Below are 18,879 nucleotides of genomic sequence, written 5' to 3'. Positions count from 1 at the left end.
TGCATGGCATAAATATCGCGGTCGTTATACGAGTGAGTTGTTAACCGAAAAGCTAAAAACGTAATTGCGAATATTATTTCATTTTTATAAAAAATAAAGACACAAAAATAAAAATAAAAAAACCAATAAAAACAATCACATGAATTATATTGATCAATGAAAAATCAATGAGTAAGGGTGATGGAATTCACCGGATAAATAAATTAAAATGACAAGTGAAATAACAAATAGAAAATATGAATATGACTATGCCTAATATAGATAAACCTAATTTAAAGACACCCAAATCATCGCAATTAAACAGAGAATGTTCTTAATTAAAAATAAGTATCTCTCTGCTGCGCTATTCCAAAGCGCACGATGTCGGAATATCCTATACTCTTTGCAGGATGCAGTTTCCTTCCCATTGAATGCCAGTACAGGGAGTCAAAAATGGCTATTTTCGCCCCCTTGCGGGCAACGCTTTCAGCATTATTGGCAGAATTATCTGATGAATAAAAAACGTCCCGTCTTGACCCCGGCAACCCTGTTATTGCTGCAGCCGATCTGTATCGGCTCGGCCCTGGCGGCGGATCAAAAAGACAGCGACACCCTGGTGGTGATGGCGCAACCCACCGGATTGACCGAGCTGGGGTCGCCGGTCTCCGTCAGCGTGATCGACGGCGAAGACCTGCGTAACGCCGCGCCGCAAATTAACCTGTCGGAAAACCTCGGCAGCGTGCCGGGCCTGCAGATCCAGAACCGGCAAAACTATGCGCAGGATCTGCAACTTTCGGTGCGCGGGTTCGGCAGCCGTTCGATGTTCGGCGTGCGCGGCGTACGCCTGTACGTCGACGGCATTCCCGCCACCATGCCCGACGGCCAGGGGCAAACCTCCAACATCGACATCAATTCCGTCGAGCGCATCGAGGTGCTGCGCGGCCCCTATTCCGCACTGTACGGCAACGCCTCGGGCGGGGTGATCAACATCGACACCATTACCGGCACCCAGCCGCCGACGCTGGAAGCCGGCGGCTATTTCGGCAGCGACAACACCTGGCGCTACGGGGTGAAAGCGACCGGCGCCACCGGCGACGGCACCCAGGCCGGCGACGTCAACTACGCCATCTCCGGCACCCGCTTTACCACCCAGGGCTACCGCGATCATAGCGCCGCGCGGAAAAACCTCGGCAACAGCAAGCTCGGCGTGCGGTTGGACGACGTCAGCACCCTGACGCTGATGTTCAACAGCGTCTCCATCGACGCCGGCGATCCGGGCGGCCTGACCGAGGCGGAATGGAAGGAAAACCCGCGCCAGGCGCCGCGCGCGGATCAATTCAACACCCGTAAATCGCTCGACCAGACCCAGGCAGGCCTGCGCTATCAGCGCCAGATGAGCGAGCGCGACGAACTGACCCTGACCGCCTACCACGGCGAGCGCCACACCACGCAATACCAATCAATCCCGATGGGGCCGCAACTCAATCCCACCCACGCCGGCGGGGTGATCGTGCTGGAAAGAAAATATCAGGGCATTGACACTCGCTGGAAGCATGAGGATACTCTCGCATCGTTACCGGTAACACTGATCGGCGGTCTGGATTATGAAACCATGACCGAACGCCGCCAGGGGTTCGAAAACTTTATTCTGCGAGACGGCACAGTGGACTACGGCGAGAAAGGCGACCAGCGGCGCAACGAGAAGAACCGCATCTGGAACCTGGATCCTTACCTGCAAACCTCCTGGCAACTGACGCCGCACTGGACGCTGGACGCCGGCCTGCGCTACAGCACGGTCAGCTTCGACTCGACCGACTATTACATCACGCCGCGCAACGGCGACGACAGCGGCAGCAAACGCTACCACCAGTGGCTGCCGATGGGCTCGCTCAACTATAAGATCAGCCCGGCATGGAATGTTTATCTCTCCGCCGGCCGCGGCTTTGAAACCCCCACCATCAACGAGCTCTCCTACCGTCCCGACGGCCAGTCAGGCCTCAACATCGGCCTGCAGCCGTCCACCAGCGACACCGTCGAACTGGGCAGCAAACTGCGCCTCGGCAACGGCCTGGTGAGCGCGGCCCTGTTCCAGACGGATACCGACAACGAGCTGGTGGTGGCAGAAAGCAGCGGCGGACGCACCAGCTATGCCAACGCCGGCAAAACCCGGCGGCGCGGCATGGAGCTGGCGCTGGATCAAGAGTTTGCGCTGGACTGGCGCCTGCATATGGCCTGGACGCTGCTGGACGCCACCTACCGCAGCGATATGTGCGGAAAATCCGGCTGTACCCCCGCCGGCAATCGCCTGCCGGGCATCGCGCGCAACATGGGCTACGCCTCGCTGGGTTGGGCGCCGCCGGAAGGCTGGCACGCCGGCGCGGAACTGCGCTACATGAGCGACATTCAGGCCAACGACGCCAACAGCGCGCAGGCCCCCTCTTACACCGTGGCCGGCGTAAACGCCGGCTATCGCTTTACCTGGAACCGCTGGGCGCTGGACGTGTTCAGCCGGGTCGACAATGTGTTCGATCGCCGTTACGTCGGTTCGGTGATCGTCAACGAAGGCAACGGCCGCTATTTCGAGCCGGCGCCGGGTCGCAACTGGGGTGGCGGTGCCACCTTGTCTTACCGCTTTGAATAAGGCAAAGCACCTTAAGGTTAAAAGACGGGATGGGTTTTACGTCACCCTAGCGGCTTCCCGCTGAAATATTAGGGAGAAACCGCGTGTTTTTTCCGATTTGGCTTAATCTCTAAATCGGGGACTTTCATTTTTGGTAAGGGTATTGCTATGCAAAATAAAGCGTCACTATCGCCGCTTATCGTCATAACGGCGCTGTTTGCCGCCCTGAGCGGGCTGTATCTGCTCGGCGGCGGCATCTGGCTGGCCAAGTTGGGCGGTTCGCTGTATTACGTCATCGCCGGGCTGGTGCTGCTGGCGACCTCCTGGCTGCTGTTCCGCCGCCGCGCCACCGCGCTGCTGCTGTACGCCGTGTTCCTGTTGGGCACCACCCTTTGGGCCCTGTGGGAAGTCGGGCCAGACTTCTGGGCGCTGACACCGCGTCTTGACGTCACCTTCTTCTTCGGCCTGTGGCTGGTGCTGCCGTTTATCTACCGCAAGCTGGTGGCCAACGGCAAATTCGCCTACGGCGCGCTGAGCGCGGCGCTGGTCATCACCGTCATTGCGCTGGCCTATGCCGTGTTCAACGATCCGCAAGAGATCAACGGCACCCTCGATGCCGCGCAGGTACAGCCAAAAGACGCCACCGGCGCCGACTGGCCGGCCTATGGCCGCACCCAGGAAGGCACCCGTTACTCGCCGCTGAGCCAGATCAACGACAAAAACGTCGGCCAGTTGCAAGAGGTTTGGCGTTTCCAGACCGGCGATCTGAAGACCGCCAACGATCCTGGTGAGATCACCAACGAAGTCACGCCGATCAAGATCCGCGACACCCTTTACATGTGTACGCCGCACCAGAAGCTGTTCGCGCTGGACGCCGCCACCGGTAAAGAGAAGTGGAAATTCGATCCGCAGCTGAAGTACAACCCGACCTTCCAGCACATCACCTGCCGCGGCGTGTCTTACCACGAAACCGCCGCTGCCGCGGGCGCTGCCGGCGATGCTGCACCGGCGATGTGCGCACGCCGCATCATTCTGCCGGTCAACGACGGACGCCTGTTCGCGCTGGACGCCGACACCGGCAAACCGTGCCCGGACTTCGCCAACAACGGCGAGCTGAACCTGCAGAGCAATATGCCGTATGCGACGCCGGGCCATTACGAGCCGACTTCGCCGCCGGTGATCACCGATAACGTGATCGTCGTCGCCGGCGCGGTGACCGACAACTACTCCAACCGCGAACCTTCCGGCGTGATCCGCGGCTTCGACGTCAACAACGGCAAGCTGCTGTGGGCCTTCGATCCGGGCGCGAAAGATCCGAACGCCATCCCGACGGACGAACATCACTTCACGCCTAACTCGCCGAACTCCTGGGCGCCGGCCGCCTATGACGCCAAGCTGGATATCGTCTATCTGCCGATGGGCGTCGCCACGCCGGACATCTGGGGCGGCGATCGCACCCCGGAAATGGAGCGTTACGCCAGCGGCCTGTTGGCGCTGAACGCCTCTACCGGCAAGCTGGTCTGGTTCTATCAGACGGTACACCATGACCTGTGGGATATGGACGTGCCGGCGCAGCCGACCCTGGCGGACATTACCGACAAGAGCGGTAAAAAAGTGCCGGTCATCTATGTGCCGACCAAAACCGGCAACATCTTCGTGCTGAACCGCACCAACGGCGAACTGGTGGTGCCGGCGCCGGAGAAACCGGTACCGCAGGGCCCGGCCAAAGGCGATCGCCTGTCACCGACCCAGCCGTTCTCCGAGCTGACCTTCCGCCCCGAGAAGAAACTGACCGGTGCAGACATGTGGGGCGCGACCATCTATGACCAGCTGGTCTGCCGCGTGATGTTCCACAGCCTGCGTTACGAAGGCACTTTCACCCCGCCTTCCGAGCAGGGCACGCTGGTATTCCCGGGTAACCTCGGCATGTTCGAGTGGGGCGGCCTGGCCGTCGATACCGATCGCGAAATCGCCATCGCCAACCCGATTGCGCTGCCGTTCGTATCCAAACTGATCCCACGCGGCCCGGGCAACCCGATTGAGCCGCCGGAAGGCGACAAAGGCGGCAGCGGCACCGAAACCGGTATCCAGCCGCAGTATGGCGTGCCGTTCGGCGTCACCCTCAACCCGTTCCTGTCACCGTTCGGCCTGCCGTGCAAACAGCCGGCCTGGGGTTACATTTCCGCCGTGGATCTGAAAACCAACGACATCGTGTGGAAAAAACGCATCGGCACCGTGCGCGACAGCTCACCGCTGCCGCTGCCGTTCAAAATGGGCATGCCGATGCTGGGCGGCCCGGTGACCACCGCCGGTAACGTGTTCTTCATCGGCGCCACCGCAGACAACTACCTGCGCGCCTTCAGCGTGACCAACGGTGAGAAACTGTGGGAAGCGCGCCTGCCGGCCGGCGGCCAGGCGACGCCGATGACCTATGAGGTCAACGGCAAGCAGTACGTGCTGATCTTCGCCGGCGGCCACGGTTCCTTCGGCACCAAGCTGGGCGACTATGTGATCGCTTACGCGCTGCCCGATCAGAAGTAACCGCCACCGGTAATACCCTGTAAAGCACGCCGCAAGGCGTGCTTTTTCTTTTTACGCCCCGCCTGATGCGCCCCCGCAATACCCTTAATTTTTTTATCTTCATTATTGATAATAATTATCATTCGCAATATTATGCGTATGTGGCCCCGGCAGTGGCCCGCAATCCTTCTCCAGCTTAATGAACAAAACGGCAGTCGGCCGCCTGCGGGCGGCCCTATTTCGGAGGCGCATGGTCGACCACACGCAAAGACACCAAAAGAAGATCCTGCAAGCGGCGGTGAAGACGCGGCGCGCCGGCCTGCCGTTCGAGCCGGTTCCCCCCGTCAATTCGCCCTTTGTCGGGCTTCCCCATCAAACAGAGGCCGTGCTGGTACACCTGATCGGCCATGATGGCACACAGGAGAAGCCAGCATGAATCTGCAACCCTTTACCGCCATGCTGATGTTCGCCTACGTGCTGCTGATGGTGCCGCTGCTCTACGCCATCGACAGCCGCCTGAGCGCCGGCAGGCTGGTGCGCAAAGCCGTGCAAAACGTCGTCATCATCGTCTTGACGCTGCTGTTCTTCAGCGCGATGACGCTGCTGTATTGACGCCGCAGCGGCTCAGGCGCAGGTCTGGCGCCTGAGCCGCGCCCTCACCCTCGCGGCCGCTCTACGGTTTTCAACCCGCCCATTCGCAGCCAGTGGTAGAGATCCGCGTTGCGTTTGAAACCCAGTTTTCTCATCGCCGCCTGTTTGTGATTGCTGACGGTTTTCACGCTCAGGTGCAGGTTGCGCGCAATGGTGGTCTGCGGCAATTCACAGGCCAGATAGCGCATCACGTCCTGCTCACGGCGGGTAATGCGCAGCCGTTCACACCAATGACACCGGCGCGCTTCACCGCCGTGCGCCCGCGCCGCCATCCCCGCCAGCGCCAGGTCCAGCTGTCCGACTACGCTGCCCGGCGAGTCATTGCGGAAGATCACCCCCGCTTCGCTGATGCAACGCGGCTTATCGCGCCAGCGAATATCGCCCGGCTCACGCAGCGTAAAGTTGATCGGTCGGCTGCCGCTCACTGAACACAGGCAGAAACGCGCCTGCCAGTCTCGCTCCACGGACTGGAACACCATATCCGCCCGGTGCGCCTGTGCGGCGTCCAGCAGTTGAACCCGCATGCCGCGGCGCGAAAAATACGCCAGCAGCAGCCGCTGCAATCCTTCGATAAAGAAACGGTCATTATCGATAAACGCCAGAGTGATGGTGCTTTCCATCGGCACACTCCCTTTAAAATAATCCTTTCCGGCCGCCACCGAGCGTGAGCCATCCCCCCAAAGGCGGGCGGCTCAACGACATAACGCGGCATCGCACCGGCACGCGGCGGGGGTAATGCGGCTACGGCAGCGCCAGAATGGCGACCGATTGCCCCGAGTAATCGCCGGCCTTGACCGTGCCGGTCACGCCGAGCGTGGAAGTAATTGGCACCGTGACCCCGCGCGGATCCGCGGTGAACTGGTAACCTTGGTTGCCCAGAGCGCCATTGATGCGCAGCGTGCTGTAAACGCCGGAGTTCCCCAGATCCAGGCGGCCATTGCTGCCGACGCGGATATACATGACGATGTTCATCTTCTGCGAACACACCACGCGCAGGCTGCCGCGCGCCGTGTTGCCCACCAGTTCGGTATCCGGCAACACCCCGTGGTTCAGATCGAGCTGTTGCTCATCGATGCCGCACACCCCGACCGGCGGTGGCGCGATGCCGCAAACGCTGCTCGGCATCAGCCGGGCGCTGTTGCCTTCAACGGCGGAGGAGGACGAGGTGGTATAAAACAGCCCGACACACTCCTGAGTGATGGGATCGCCCTGGTGCGAAGTTTTACCGACGATCGGCAACGGGTGAATGCTCTGGTAAAGGCGGCTGAGTTCACCCATCGTTCTCAATTGGGTGATCTGTGGGTAGCGCCCCGACCCGACGATAGAAGCTGAAGGCGTGACCGCTGTGCTGCCGCCGGTATTGGCGCTGGTGTGGCGATGGTTGATCCCCACAGCGCACATACTTTGCTGGTAACAGGGATTGGGCGACGAATCGTCCGTATCCCAGCTCTCAAGCACATACTCATAGGCTGCGTCGCTGGGGGAGCCGGTGCTTTTGGTTACATAGGAGTATATTTGCGCCGAGCACAGCCCCGGCAGCAGACCAAGCAGTAAGTACATCCCTCTGAAGTGAACACGCTGCATCGCGTCATATCCTTATTCTGTGGTGCCGGAGCCCGGCGCTCATTGGTAATCCAGACTGAAAGTCGCAATGGCGCTGAAAGCGCCGCGACCGATGGCTCGCTTCGCGATCGCTTCCGGTTCGCCGCGCACATAAGCCTGTACGCCGATAACCTTGCTGCCGTTCTGCAACGGGTACTTGCCGCCGGCGCTGTTGAGCGGTAACGGCTGCCCCTGCGGCGTCTCCATGCCGATGGCGATCCCGCGCGCCTGGCTGCTCGCCGCCAGCGCCAGAAGCCCCGGCAGCTGCGCATTCTCCGTGCCTTTGAAGGTGATCGAGACCGTCTTGCCCAGGCTGAGATCGCACTCCGTCAGCCGCAGCTCGAACGGTTGCCCCTGCGTGCGCTGGTTCAGGTACAGGTATTTGTCGACCAGCGTGCCGAAATCCAGCTCGACGTCCTCGTCGCCCGGCTGGATGACGCAAGGCTCCGCCACCAGCGCTCCGTGCATGCGCAGGTTGTCCACCGCGTGCGCCGCGCCGTTCACGCCCAGCGTCAGCAACAGCAGGCCGATGGCTCCGTGGCCGCCTGGCCGGCGGCGGGCTTGTATTGTCTTCACGCGCGCCTCCTTGTTCATTGGTAGTCGGCCCGCAGCGTCGCCGCGGCCTCGAATGCGCCTTCCGTCAAAGCTTCGCCCTGTTTGCCGACCGGCACCGCTTCCAGCACCGGCGGTTTGGCGGGATCGACGGGCAGTGCGCTGCCCACTTTGAACGGTTGGGCGTTCTGGTAAATGCGGATCCCCAGAGAGCGCCGATTGGTTTGCACCGCCGCTTCGTCGAACGTCGCGGCGGTGCCGGTCAGGCTCAGCAACATGTCCCATTTGCCGATCCCCGGTTCGCAGCGAATGCGGTAGCCGATGGTTTGTCGGTAGTTCACGCCATCAACCTTGTTGATGCCGACGCGATCGCCGAAGTCCACGTCGATGATCCCGTCGTCGTTAAGGGTGCAGGGCGGCGGCGCGATCAGCGTGCCGCGAAACTGCATGTCGACCGTTTTTTCCGCCCAGGCGAAAGGGCACGCCATCGCGGCGCACAGCAGCACGCTCGCCGTAAAACGTTGTTTCATGCTCTTTGCTCCCGCGTTACTGGTAATCCACCTTCATGGTTGCGCCGGCGGTGAACTCGCCCGCCGTCAGCCTGGCGGAAGCCGATTTCACCGGCACCGCCTCAAGCGTCGGCGCGGCCGGATAGGTAAAGCTCAGCCATTGATTGACCGGCCAGCGGCGGCCGCCGTTCAGCAGCGCAATGCCAAGTCCGTCCTTGCTGGTACGCAGCAGCTGGCCGTCGAAACCGCTCGCCGCCCCCTGCACCTGCAGCTTAAGCCCGTTGCTGCTCTGCCCGCTGCACGTCAGCGTGTAATTCACCGCCCGCCGATAATTGGCGCCGTCGATGCGGGTGGTCATCACCTCATCGCCAAAGTCCACCTCAATCGGGCGCCCGCCGTTGATGATGCAGGGGGGCGAAAGCACGGTGACCCGCACGTTCACCGTCGTTGCCTGCGCCGGCAGTTGGCCCAGCGCCAGCATCCCCGCCAGCCAGAACGCTGCCCGGCAACGCGTTATCTTCTGTGCCATCGCCTCGCCTCAGTCATAACTCAGCCTAAAATCCACCGTCGCCCGATACGCGCCGGCCATCAGCGGCGCCGCGGTTCGCTCCGGCGTCACGCTGTAGCTCAATGCATCTTGCCCCGGCGTCAACAGCAGCGGTTGCCCGCGGCTGCCCAGACGAACGTCGCGGCCGCGGCCGTCCAGCAGGCGCAGCCCCAGCCCGGAGGTACCCTGCGCTTTCACCAGCTGCGGGTTGTCGCTGTCCGCCGTCGAGCCGAAGCTGACCGTCACCGCCGGCTGATTCGGCGCCCAGGTCAACGCGCCGGTGCGCGCATCACGCTGGCCGCCCGGGGTGCGCAGACAATCCTGCAAGCGCAGCTCGAACGCCACCGGCTGCCCGCGATCGCCGACCTGCCGCAACCGTGCGGTGCCGGTTTCACCCAGCCAGATGTCCTGCCGCGCGCTGGTCATCTCCAGCCGGCAGGCGCTCTCCGTCAGCGCGCCGTACACCTGCAGCACGCCATTGGCGCCCTCTACCTGCCAGTTGTCCACCTCGTCGGCCTGCGCTGGCGGCATCGCTATCACGCCCAGACTGAGTGCCAGCAGCAACGCGCCTGCGCCGGTTTTTTTCCGTTCTCGTTTCATCCTTTACCCCTGAATGGCTCACAGCGCGGGTTATGAAGCCGTCCGCTTCTCCGGCACCACCTTGCAGCTCGTGCCGCTGCAGCTGAAGCTCAGCTGCGGCCGGCCGCCGTAATCGTTGATGTAGGTCAGCACCGGGCTGCCGCCCAGCGCCGCTGCGCCGACGGTCAGGCGCGCCTGGCTTTTCGGCGCGATCATGAAGGGCTCAAACCCCTTCACGCCCTCGCCACCCTTTTTGCTGCCCGCATCGACGATGGTGATGTAGTACGGCGTCGGGTTATTGACCTGGTAACGCTCTCCTTGCCTCGTCAGCGTCAGCTGCTCCTGCCACGGCGTCGCCATGTCGGTACGGCTCGGCACGATCGCCGCCGGGCGGTAGAACAGCTTGATGCGCGTCTGCAGCGCGATCTGCAGCGTATTGGGCTTGTTGCTCTTCGGCGGTATCTCGCGCAGGTTGAAGTAGTACAGCGTCTCGCGGTCCTGCGGCAGCTGTTTGGCCGCCGGCAGCGCCTGGATCTTGATCTGGCTCGGTTTGCCCGGCTCGATGCGCTGCACCGGCGGCAACACCACCAGCGGGCTCTGGATCTTGTTGCCCTGCTCGTCCTCCAGCCAGCCCTGCGCCAGGTACGGCAGCTGTTTGTTCTGGTTGCTGAGATTGAGGCTGACCGAGTTCTGGCCGCCGTCGAAGATCACCCGGGTGCGGTCGAGCGCGATCGCCGCCTGCGCGTGCTGCGACACCGTGGCGCCCAGCAGCACGAGCGCCGCCGCGGTTTTCAGAGAAAAAGTTTGCATGTTGTCGATAACTCCAAATTCAGGATGATGAATTTATTCAACCGGCTCCGCCGGCGCCGCGGCGATCGGCCGGCAAGGCAGCAGCAGCGTACGGGTGAGCATGTCGGCCGGCAGCGTGGCAGGCAGCTGCACCTGACACTGCGCCGCGCCGCTCCAGTGAAGCGTCATGATCTCGCCGGCGTTGATGCCGCTCAGGTAGACGCTGCCGCCGTCGTTGACGATGCCGGTTTCTTGTTTACGGGCGTTCAGCACCGTGGCGCCGAACGGCGGCGTGCTGCCGTCCGCCAGTTTGACGATCGCCATTGCCTTCTCGCCGGCGATGACGTCAAACTGACGGTAGCCGATCGCGCCTTCGGTCAGGGTGGCCTGCACCACCGAGCGGGTGGCTTCGGCGTTGTCGCCCAGCTTGTCCAGATCGATGCTGGCCTTGTTGCGGTAGTAGCTGTTGACGTCCGCCACCACCGCCTTGCCGAAGCGGTTGGTGCTGACGGTGCTGCCGTAGCCGCGCACCGGCACCCCGGCCACGCCGTTGGTGTCCAGCAGCAGGCGCGTGCCGCCAATCATGCCGACGCGGTGCAACGCGCCGCCTTCCGGCGTCAGCGTCATGCCGCCCTGCGCGGACAGCCCCACGGCGCTGTAGCGTCCTTCCTGATAGCTGGCGTTGGCGCTCAGGCGCGCCGCATCGCCCTCGTGGTTGTAGTAGCCGCTCAGGTTGGCGCCGCGGCGCGAGCTGCCGGCACTCAGCTGATAGTTGTTGTGCTCATCGACTCGCTGGTAGTACCCCACCCGGTTCGTGTTATCGTTGCGGTTCACCGTGCTGTTGTAGCTGAGCGTGGCGCCGTTGCCCCACGGCATCGACAGCGACAGGTACACGCCGTCGTCGTTGGTTTCGTTGTAGCGGTTGCGGTAGGCCGACAGCGACAGATTCAGGTTTTTTATCTCGCCGAGATCGAAATAGCGCGACAGCGTCAGGTTGTAACGATCGTTGGACGGACGATCCCAATAGGTCTGGTGGCTGTAGTTGAGATAGCTGCTCAGCCCCCAGTCGCGGAACTGCTTGTTGAAGGTGATGGTGTACATCTCCTTGTTGTTGCCGACCCGGCTGCCGTAATAGCGCGCATCGAGGTATTCGCCCATGCTCATGAAGTCCTCCTCCGAGAAGCGATAGCCTGCGAAGGTGACCTGGCTGTCCAGCTCGTCGAAGGTTTTCGAATAACTCACGCGATAAGAGCCGCCGCTCAGCGTCTCATCCCGCTGCGGCAACCGCGCCCGCGACTGGGTGGCGTCGAACGACAGCGCGCCGAACATCATCAGATCGCGGCCTATCCCCAGCGACAGCGCGTTATAGTCGCCGCCCAGCAGCGCCCCGCCATACAGCGACCACCCGTTGCTGACGCCCCAGGAGAACTCGCCGGTGCCGAACAGCGGCCCGCGCGAATGGTGCTGCCAGTCCGAAGGTTTGCCGGCGGCCAGCTTGAAGCGCCACGAGCCGGGGCGCGTCAGGTACGGAATACTGGCGGTGTTGACCTTGAACGCCTGCACGCTGCCATCCTGCTCCTCCACCCGCACGTCCAGCTCGCCGCTGATGGCGTCGTTGATGTCCTGAATGCGAAACGGCCCCGCAGCCACCTGAGTTTCATAGATCACCCGCCCCTGCTGGCTGATCGTCACCTTGGCGTTGGTCTTGGCGACCCCGACCACCTCAGGCGCATAGCCGCGCAGGTTTGGGGGCAGCATATTGTCGTCCGACACCAGGCTCACGCCGGAGAAGCGGAAGCTGTCGAAAATGCCCGAATCCAGATAATCCTCGCCCAACGTCAGGCGTGAGCGCAGCGCGGAAACGGCCCGATAGGCGTAGTAGCGGCTCCAGTCCAACCGTTTGTCGGTCGATTGCCCGCTGCCGGTCTGATGGTTCACCTGCCCCTGCCAATCGGCGCGCAGGCGCCAGGCGCCGAGGTTGGCGCCGGCGGTGCCGTTGCCGCTGACGCTGTACCCGCGCGTGCCGCCCTGCTGCTGCTGCCGGCTCTGGGCGTTGACGTTGTAATCGAACAGCAGGCCCGGAATGCCCTCATCCCAACGCGACGGCGGATCCCAGTCCTCCGAGCTGTATTCCAGGTAGGCCTGCGGCACGCTTAAATACAGCGCGCCCGTCGCCAGATCGCCGCGCGACACCATGCCTTTCAGGCTGGACTCATCCAGGCACTCCCCCTGATGCCACCAGGTGAGCGTTTGCATCGCCGCCGATTTCAGCCCCAACTGATCAACCAGCGCTTTGCCGACGCAGGCGCGGCTGCCGTCAGGTTCGTTGTCCGGCGGATAAAAAGGGATTTTCTGCTCGGGTAACTCGCTTTTATTGAGATGAACCACCATGCCGTAACTTCCTGGCATGATGTATCCACTGCGGGAAAATTGGCTTAGGTCGATATTTTTGCGATCGTTCACGTCCAAAATGTCGGCATTAAACTGAATACCGTCTTCGGCATATACCCACGTTGATGAACTTCCCAGCGCCAGCGTGATACATAACCCCAGCACCTGAAAACGAAATAGCTTCCCAGCAGGCGACAACATCATATCCCTAACCTTATATCGTATAATTCTGGCGTTGCGGCTCGCCGCAATCGCAGCGCTCAGTAATAATCCAGCTTAAAACGCACGGCAGAAAAATAATCCCCTGCGCGTATCGGTTGATTATTGGCAACCAGCTTTATGGAATAATTAAGCGACATACTGCCTGGCGTTATATCGCCAAGCGGCAACGGCCGGCCGGGCGCGGCAATATTTCCCAGCTCATCGGATATTTGCAGCGCAATGCCTTTCGCTTCGCCGTGTACGCCGAATAAATCGCCCTCGGCATCACCGTCGAAAACCACCTGAAACTGCCGCCAGTCCGGTAAATTCGGTTTCGGGCGTTCAAGCGTGCAGTTGATTAATTCAATGGTGAAGGCATGTGTATTGCCCAAACCATCACGCATCATATTTCCCGTCGGCATCACGGCCATATCGATAGTCTGTTCGCGGCTGCCGGCGGCGATCGCGCAAGCGGTATCAATAATGGCTCCTTGCATATTTACGCGCCCCCATCCTTGAGAGCCGGGCACCGCTGGTACGGCCGGACTCATCAGCGTGGCCATCAATATGCAAGGAGACACTAAAGGGTGAATAAATCGGCGCACTGAACCTCCTGACAACGGCCCTTCCATCTTGGGAAAATGCATGCGGGGAGCCCCCCGCATGCAAAAAATCACGCCAATGGCGCAGGCTTACTGGTAAGCCAGCTTGAAGTCGGCCACGGCGGTGAAATCACCCGGAACCACGCTGGCGGAAGCGCCGTCGCCCTGCAGGTAAGCCGCAAAGCGCAGCGTGTTGGTGCCGGCGCCCAGGTTATGCGGAGCCGTGGCGGTGCCCAGTTTGATCGGGTTGCTGGCGGTGTCGGTGATGGCGATGCTGGCGCCGCTGGCGGTGCCGACGATGCCCAGCAGATCCTTGTTGGCGGCAGAGGCTTTGCCTTCGAAGGTGGTCGTGACGGTCTTCAGCGTCGAGTTGTCACACTGTTCCAGCTTGATATCGAACTGGCGTGGCGCTGATTTACCGCCATTTTTCAACGCAACGTTGGAAACCTGCCCCATATCCACAGTCTGATCCACGGTCTCAGGAGAAATGGAGCAAGGCGCATCAATAATGGAACCGGTAAACGTCACTTTGCCATGCCCCTGGTCGGCGGCATGCGCCAGAGAAGAAACGCCAAACGCCAGAGCCGCTGCCAGCATGATTTTGTTCAGTTTCATAATTCACTTATTCCTTTAATTTATGTAAAAAGCGCAGGATCGCTCCCGTTCCTTTAACAGTTATTTATACAATCCAGAATTAAAACGGTATTACCCGCAGCCAAAGCAAACCCTCACGACAATTAAATCGTGGATTTTATTTCATCATCACCCATTTTAGGTACTCAGCGAAAATCACGCTGGCGAGAAAGAAAAAAATCAAATCTGTAAATTTCCGTGAAAATTTACTACCCATCATGGAAATTACACTAAGATTTAACTCATTCGCTTGTCTTGGCCCAAATATTGTTACAAAAACCGCGGCAACTTGAAAAGTCATTTCCGGCAAAAGCAATAAATACGAAATATAAGCCCAAAAACCCCAGAGCAAATATATTTTTGCGAGACAACAGATCGTAAAATTAACAACGTCAGTCAATTATCTCGTAAAATATATATCACACGACATTATTGATCTCCTTTTTTCTATTTGCGTTATAATGATTCGGAAAAGGAAAGGGAGGCTTATCAATTCGGTCTGGTAAAAACCGGCGCCGGGCAGTAAACCATGGAGAAAAGAGATGAATTACAGCCATTACATACAGCAGGCTGAGCATTTGGCCACCCCGTTACCGCTCCCGATACGTGAACGCCGCGGGTTTATCGCAGCGGAAATATCGGGTTCAGTCAGGCGTTCGCGACCGGTTCAAGATGGATATTGCCGGAACAGGGCATTATTTTCCGAGAGACGCTTACCGTTATATCAAAACTCGGCTGAAGCTTAAGGGAGGCTGACATGATAAAACGCACGCCAAAACAACAAGAATTACAAAACCTGCAGCAGCATTTATTAACCACGCTGCACCGTCTCTGCCCTGTGGCCAACGGCGCGGCCCCTCCGCCCCCCGGCGAGTGGCCCACCACTCGCCAGCTGGCCGAGTCTAACGACATCACCATCTATCAGGCGCGCAACCTGCTGTTGAATCTGGCCGGCCGGGGCAAAGTGTTGGTCACGCCGGGGCCGGTCAATAAGTCGTTGCGCTGGTACCCTTCCCTCTGAACGCGCTTTTTCTGCCGGAGTCCCTCAGGCTACCGGCAGGCTTCGCGCGGGCGAGACTATCCGGCGTCCGTGCGCCTGACCCGCGGATATTTCCACAGCCAGCGCCCGCTGACCATGCGCCAGTAAAACAAAGCGCCGCGCACCGCCCAATCGAGGAACATCCCCAGCCAGACGCCCACCACGCCCATGCCCAGTTCAATGCCCAGCGCATAACCGGCCACCACGCGGCAGCCCCACATGCCAAGCATCGTCACCCACATGGCGAAACGGGCGTCGCGCGCGCCTTTCAGCCCGGCGGGCAACACCCAGGAAGCGGCCCAGATCGGCATAAAGGCGGCGTTGAGCCAAATCAGGGTTTTCACCACCGTTTTCACATCATCCTGCGAGGTATAAAACGCGGCAAAGACGCCGGCCAGCGGCGCCGTGCCCCAGGCGATGACGGTCAGCCCGAGGGTCGACAGCCAGAAAATATGGTGCAGCTGCCTTTCCGCCTGGCCTATCTCGCCTTTGCCGAGCCGCCGGCCGACGATGATGGTCGAGGCCGATCCCAGCGCGTTGCCCGGTAAGTTGATCAGCGAAGCGATAGAGAAGGCGATGAAGTTACCGGCGATCACGTTGGTGCCCATGCCGGCGACGAACATCTGCGTCAACAGCTTGCCGCCGTTGAACAGCACCGATTCGACGCTGGCGGGAATGCCGATCCCCAGCACTTCCCACAGGATGCTCATCTTCAGCGGCGTGAAATAGCTTTTCAGCGTGATGTGCAGCGCCGGGTTAAAACCGATCGCCAGCACATAGAGAATGGCAATGGCGCCGATATAGCGGGAAATCGTCAGCCCCAGCCCGGCACCGACGAAACCCAACCCGTGCCAGCCCGGCATGCCGTAAATCAGGATGCTGCTGATGATGATATTAAGAATATTCATGCCGCCGTTGATCAGCAGCGGGATTTTGGTGTTGCCCGCGCCGCGCAACGCACCGCTGCCAATCAGCGCAATCGCCGCCGCCGGGTAGCTCCACACCGTGGTCTGCAGGTAAGAAAGCGCCAGCGCCTTCACCTCCGGCGAGGCCGCCCCGGCGATCACATCGATGATCGGTTCGCCCGCCAGATGGATGCCCAGCGCCAACAGCAGCGCCACGCCGGTCATCAGCACCAGCGACTGGCGCGCCGCCGCGCGCGCCCGCCGGCGCTCCCGCTTGCCGAGGCTGAAGGCCACCACCACGGTGGTGCCAAGATCCACCGCCGCGAAAAAGGCGATGAGCACCATATTGAAGCTGTCCGCCAGCCCCACTCCGGCCATCGCCTCTTTGCCCAGCCAACTCACCAGAAAGGTGCTGAGCACCCCCATCAGCAGAACGCAGGCATTCTCCAAAAAAATAGGCACCGCCAGCGGCGTGATTTCGCGCCAGAGCAACACGCGGTAGCTTTTCCGTTTGGCGTACCAGCGCGTATTTTCCACGCGCCGGCGCAAGGCGGCATACAGATTCAAGGTGGGCTCGATGGATGAAAGTGAAACATCATTTCAAATGATGAGCGATAAATCGTTATCCTGCAAAGAATTTTTGGGCGCCCATGGCGAGCGCCCGGAAGGCGAGCCGCAGCGTTACTTCATGTAGTCTTCCTGATCGGCCTGCGCCGCCGCGATAAAGCGCGCGGTGCTACGGCTGAGCGTGGCGCATTTGTCCGTCAGCAGTTGATTATCCTGTTGCAGAGTCAGATAACGCGCCTGGGTGAGCGCCGGCAGCTGCCGATACCCTGCCGCCTGCGTATCCCAGCCGCGGTGCTGTGCCGCCCGCATCGCGGTACGTTGCAGTTTCACATCGTCCGGCACATCGCTGCGCCCGCAGTCCACGCGCAGGAAGTGCCCGCCGGCCAGCATCGACGCGATATGATCCAACTGCGCCTGCACTGGCGGCACCGGCTTATGCGCCGTCTGCTGACAACCCGCAAGCAGCAGTAACGCCACCGCGCCGCAAAGAGAAGTGCGAAACAGAGTAGCCATGGGAGCTCCCGGAAAAACTGTGGGTAATGAGATGATCTTAGGTGAGCGGATGCCGGGCGGCAAGGTGAGCAGCACGCTTAACGCCGGCCGTTGCTGACCTTGGTGGCGCGGGCAGGGTTGCCGGCAACGAACTCCAGCGTGGGGGAATAGTAAAACGGCAGCCAGGCGTTATAGCCGCTCTCCCACTCCCATTTGACCGGGCAGGGCCACAGCATGTCTTCATGCAGGATGTAATAGATCCACCGCCCGGGTGGGCGGCGCGGTTTGCGCATTTTCATAGCGAGTACGGCGGCCTGATAGCGTACGATAAGGTCAACTGCTGCATTTTACCGCGATTTTGGCCACAGGGACAACCTGGGTTGCCGTGCAAGCCTCGCCCGGTGATTCGGCGTAAAGCCCGCCGTTTTACTGATCCAGGACATATTTCGCATTCGCCTTGCTGATATATTGATTGAAAATCATTCCTATTCAGGAGAAAAGGCCATGGTTAAGTCACTGAATGCGGCATTCACGCGCCTTTTTGATCGCCCGGACGTCGGCAAGTTGGCGCTCAGACTGACCTTTGGCGGGCTGATGCTGTTTCACGGCGTGGCGAAAATTCAGCACGGCGTCGGCTGGATCGCCGGAGCGTTGCAGGATCACGGGCTACCCGCCTTCATCGCCTACGGCGTGTATGTGGGGGAGATCCTGGCGCCGATACTGATCATTTTGGGGCTGTTCACCCGCCCTGCCGCGCTGGTTTACGCCTTTACGCTGGTGGTGGCGTTTTTGATGGTGGGCACCGGCAAGGTATTCAGCGTCACCGACGTCGGCGCCTGGGGCATTGAAAATGAACTGGTGTTCTTTATGGGCGGGCTCGCCATCCTGCTGCTGGGCAGCGGCAGATACGCGATCGCGCGCAATGAAGCCTATCGCTAAGCGGCACCATGATAAGGAAGTTCCTATGTGAACCTCCTCTCTGCTGAAACGACAATTAACGCTCGGCCAGGTGGTATACCGGAACCTTGCGCGTCGTGCCGGTCAGGGTGTCGAAGATCTCGGTTTCCGCCGTCACGATCGCCATGCCGGCTTTTCTTAGCCTGCGCACTTCTGCGGCGATGCGCTGGATGCCGAACCAGAACAATCCATCCAGCGCCGTGACCGGCAGCCCTTGCTCCAGCGCCAGCCTGAGACGCTCACGCGGCGCCTTCAGCGTTTTGGCGATTTCCCGGTATGGCAGCGCGTCCGCGCCCGACGGCGCCCGGCGGTGAATGCGGGTCGACAGGCTGTACTGAAAGGCCTCCGGCACGCCGCTCAAATCGCTTTTCAAGCTGTAGACGCAGCCGAAACGTTTGCCGTTGAACACCACATTTTTTTGGCTGAGCTGCAGTTCGTCGCGTAGGTCGGCGATCAGCTGCGGTGCCCGCACCAGCAATAAACGGAAAGGCAATTCAAAACTGGTCACGTAATCCACGTTGAGCAGCGCAATGCGCAGGCGTTCTTCCGCCCCGGCCTGCGTCTCGCGGCACTCGTTCAGCACCTCGCGCCACTGGTGCGCGAGCCTGGGGGCCTCATCCAACGGCGCGAAATGGTATTTCTCGATGTGATAGTCGATTTTTTCGTTCATGTCCGTTGGCCCCCACGTCAGTCATCATTGCCATCAGCAAATTACCTTACCCACGGGCAACAGTACAACACTGC

Annotated in this window: 21 protein-coding genes; 6 read left to right on the top strand and 15 right to left on the bottom strand. The window is 60.5% G+C overall.

All coding sequences use genetic code 11. From position 1 onward, the window contains the following. The first annotated feature begins 490 nt into the window (after positions 1 to 490). Positions 491 to 2,620, top strand: a complete 2,130-nt coding sequence (pqqU, locus tag M6G53_RS02695) for a TonB-dependent receptor PqqU (protein WP_366519475.1) — start codon at positions 491 to 493, stop codon at positions 2,618 to 2,620. 147 nt (positions 2,621 to 2,767) lie between these two features. Beyond that, positions 2,768 to 5,140 carry a glucose/quinate/shikimate family membrane-bound PQQ-dependent dehydrogenase gene (locus M6G53_RS02690; RefSeq protein ID WP_253328700.1) on the top strand — a complete coding sequence of 791 codons (2,373 nt, stop codon included), beginning with the start codon at positions 2,768 to 2,770 and terminating at the stop codon, positions 5,138 to 5,140. On the opposite strand, the gene M6G53_RS25490 is transcribed toward M6G53_RS02690, so the two are convergent. Further along, positions 5,131 to 5,262 (bottom strand): hypothetical protein, encoded by a 132-nt coding sequence (locus M6G53_RS25490; RefSeq protein WP_301286094.1) that lies wholly within the window; start codon positions 5,260 to 5,262, stop codon positions 5,131 to 5,133. The genes M6G53_RS02690 and M6G53_RS25490 overlap by 10 nt on opposite strands. Positions 5,263 to 5,369: 107 nt before the next feature. Between M6G53_RS25490 and M6G53_RS02685 the strand changes: the two genes are divergently transcribed. Together M6G53_RS02685 and M6G53_RS02680 are read left to right on the top strand one after the other, a co-directional pair. Further along, positions 5,370 to 5,555 carry a hypothetical protein gene (locus M6G53_RS02685; protein ID WP_253328698.1) on the top strand — a complete coding sequence of 62 codons (186 nt, stop codon included), beginning with the start codon at positions 5,370 to 5,372 and terminating at the stop codon, positions 5,553 to 5,555. Then, positions 5,552 to 5,731 carry a hypothetical protein gene (locus M6G53_RS02680; protein ID WP_253328696.1) on the top strand — a complete coding sequence of 60 codons (180 nt, stop codon included), beginning with the start codon at positions 5,552 to 5,554 and terminating at the stop codon, positions 5,729 to 5,731. Before M6G53_RS02685 ends, M6G53_RS02680 begins: the two co-directional genes overlap by 4 nt. 44 nt (positions 5,732 to 5,775) lie before the next feature. Here the strand turns inward: M6G53_RS02680 and M6G53_RS02675 are convergent, their stop codons facing one another. The 10 genes from M6G53_RS02675 to M6G53_RS02630 form a co-directional block, all read right to left on the bottom strand. Then, entirely contained in the window at positions 5,776 to 6,390 is a 615-nt protein-coding gene (locus M6G53_RS02675) for a helix-turn-helix transcriptional regulator (RefSeq protein ID WP_253328694.1), read from the bottom strand. 121 nt (positions 6,391 to 6,511) lie between these two features. Next, the gene (locus M6G53_RS02670; RefSeq protein ID WP_253328692.1) at positions 6,512 to 7,354 is read right to left on the bottom strand and encodes an MrpH family fimbial adhesin; all 843 of its coding nucleotides are present in this window, start codon (positions 7,352 to 7,354) and stop codon (positions 6,512 to 6,514) included. 39 nt (positions 7,355 to 7,393) lie between these two features. Then, a complete protein-coding gene (locus M6G53_RS02665) occupies positions 7,394 to 7,948 on the bottom strand; it encodes a fimbrial protein (RefSeq protein WP_436286512.1) in 555 nt (184 codons plus the stop codon). A 14-nt stretch (positions 7,949 to 7,962) separates the two neighbouring features. Continuing rightward, a complete protein-coding gene (locus M6G53_RS02660) occupies positions 7,963 to 8,454 on the bottom strand; it encodes a fimbrial protein (protein ID WP_253328691.1) in 492 nt (163 codons plus the stop codon). 16 nt (positions 8,455 to 8,470) lie between these two features. Next, positions 8,471 to 8,962 carry a fimbrial protein gene (locus tag M6G53_RS02655; protein WP_060420495.1) on the bottom strand — a complete coding sequence of 164 codons (492 nt, stop codon included), beginning with the start codon at positions 8,960 to 8,962 and terminating at the stop codon, positions 8,471 to 8,473. Positions 8,963 to 8,971: 9 nt separating this feature from the next. Beyond that, positions 8,972 to 9,580 carry a fimbrial protein gene (locus M6G53_RS02650; RefSeq protein WP_253328689.1) on the bottom strand — a complete coding sequence of 203 codons (609 nt, stop codon included), beginning with the start codon at positions 9,578 to 9,580 and terminating at the stop codon, positions 8,972 to 8,974. Between the two features lie 30 nt (positions 9,581 to 9,610). After that, positions 9,611 to 10,369, bottom strand: coding sequence for a fimbria/pilus periplasmic chaperone (locus M6G53_RS02645; protein WP_253328687.1), 759 nt, complete (start codon positions 10,367 to 10,369; stop codon positions 9,611 to 9,613). 33 nt (positions 10,370 to 10,402) lie between these two features. Next, on the bottom strand, positions 10,403 to 12,943 hold the full coding sequence (locus M6G53_RS02640; RefSeq protein ID WP_253328685.1) for an outer membrane usher protein: 2,541 nt from the start codon (positions 12,941 to 12,943) through the stop codon (positions 10,403 to 10,405). Positions 12,944 to 12,999: 56 nt separating this feature from the next. Beyond that, the gene (locus M6G53_RS02635; RefSeq protein WP_253328934.1) at positions 13,000 to 13,503 is read right to left on the bottom strand and encodes a fimbrial protein; all 504 of its coding nucleotides are present in this window, start codon (positions 13,501 to 13,503) and stop codon (positions 13,000 to 13,002) included. Positions 13,504 to 13,632: 129 nt separating this feature from the next. After that, the gene (locus M6G53_RS02630; RefSeq protein WP_253328683.1) at positions 13,633 to 14,157 is read right to left on the bottom strand and encodes a fimbrial protein; all 525 of its coding nucleotides are present in this window, start codon (positions 14,155 to 14,157) and stop codon (positions 13,633 to 13,635) included. Between the two features lie 775 nt (positions 14,158 to 14,932). Here M6G53_RS02630 and M6G53_RS02625 point away from each other — a divergent pair. Then, positions 14,933 to 15,196: a FaeA/PapI family transcriptional regulator gene (locus tag M6G53_RS02625; RefSeq protein ID WP_060420478.1), complete on the top strand. Its 264-nt coding sequence runs from the start codon at positions 14,933 to 14,935 to the stop codon at positions 15,194 to 15,196. A gap of 56 nt (positions 15,197 to 15,252) precedes the next feature. Here M6G53_RS02625 and M6G53_RS02620 read toward each other — a convergent pair whose 3' ends face one another. From M6G53_RS02620 to M6G53_RS02610, 3 genes are all read right to left on the bottom strand, one after another. After that, complete coding sequence (locus M6G53_RS02620) at positions 15,253 to 16,686, bottom strand: EmmdR/YeeO family multidrug/toxin efflux MATE transporter (RefSeq protein ID WP_253328681.1); 1,434 nt, start codon at positions 16,684 to 16,686, stop codon at positions 15,253 to 15,255. Between the two features lie 114 nt (positions 16,687 to 16,800). Next, positions 16,801 to 17,199, bottom strand: a complete 399-nt coding sequence (gspS, locus tag M6G53_RS02615) for a type II secretion system pilot lipoprotein GspS (RefSeq protein WP_253328679.1) — start codon at positions 17,197 to 17,199, stop codon at positions 16,801 to 16,803. A gap of 77 nt (positions 17,200 to 17,276) precedes the next feature. Beyond that, a complete protein-coding gene (locus tag M6G53_RS02610; protein WP_019453451.1) occupies positions 17,277 to 17,477 on the bottom strand; it encodes a hypothetical protein in 201 nt (66 codons plus the stop codon). Positions 17,478 to 17,682: 205 nt separating this feature from the next. Between M6G53_RS02610 and M6G53_RS02605 the strand changes: the two genes are divergently transcribed. Next, the gene (locus tag M6G53_RS02605) at positions 17,683 to 18,117 is read left to right on the top strand and encodes a DoxX family protein (protein ID WP_253328677.1); all 435 of its coding nucleotides are present in this window, start codon (positions 17,683 to 17,685) and stop codon (positions 18,115 to 18,117) included. Positions 18,118 to 18,172: 55 nt separating this feature from the next. Here M6G53_RS02605 and M6G53_RS02600 read toward each other — a convergent pair whose 3' ends face one another. Further along, positions 18,173 to 18,805, bottom strand: a complete 633-nt coding sequence (locus M6G53_RS02600) for an ECs1377 family protein (protein ID WP_253328675.1) — start codon at positions 18,803 to 18,805, stop codon at positions 18,173 to 18,175. Between the last annotated feature and the right edge of the window lie 74 nt (positions 18,806 to 18,879).

Source organism: Serratia nevei, assembly GCF_024160145.1.
Taxonomy (GTDB): Bacteria; Pseudomonadota; Gammaproteobacteria; order Enterobacterales; family Enterobacteriaceae; genus Serratia; species Serratia nevei_A.
This window is presented reverse-complemented; position numbering and strand designations above follow the sequence as displayed.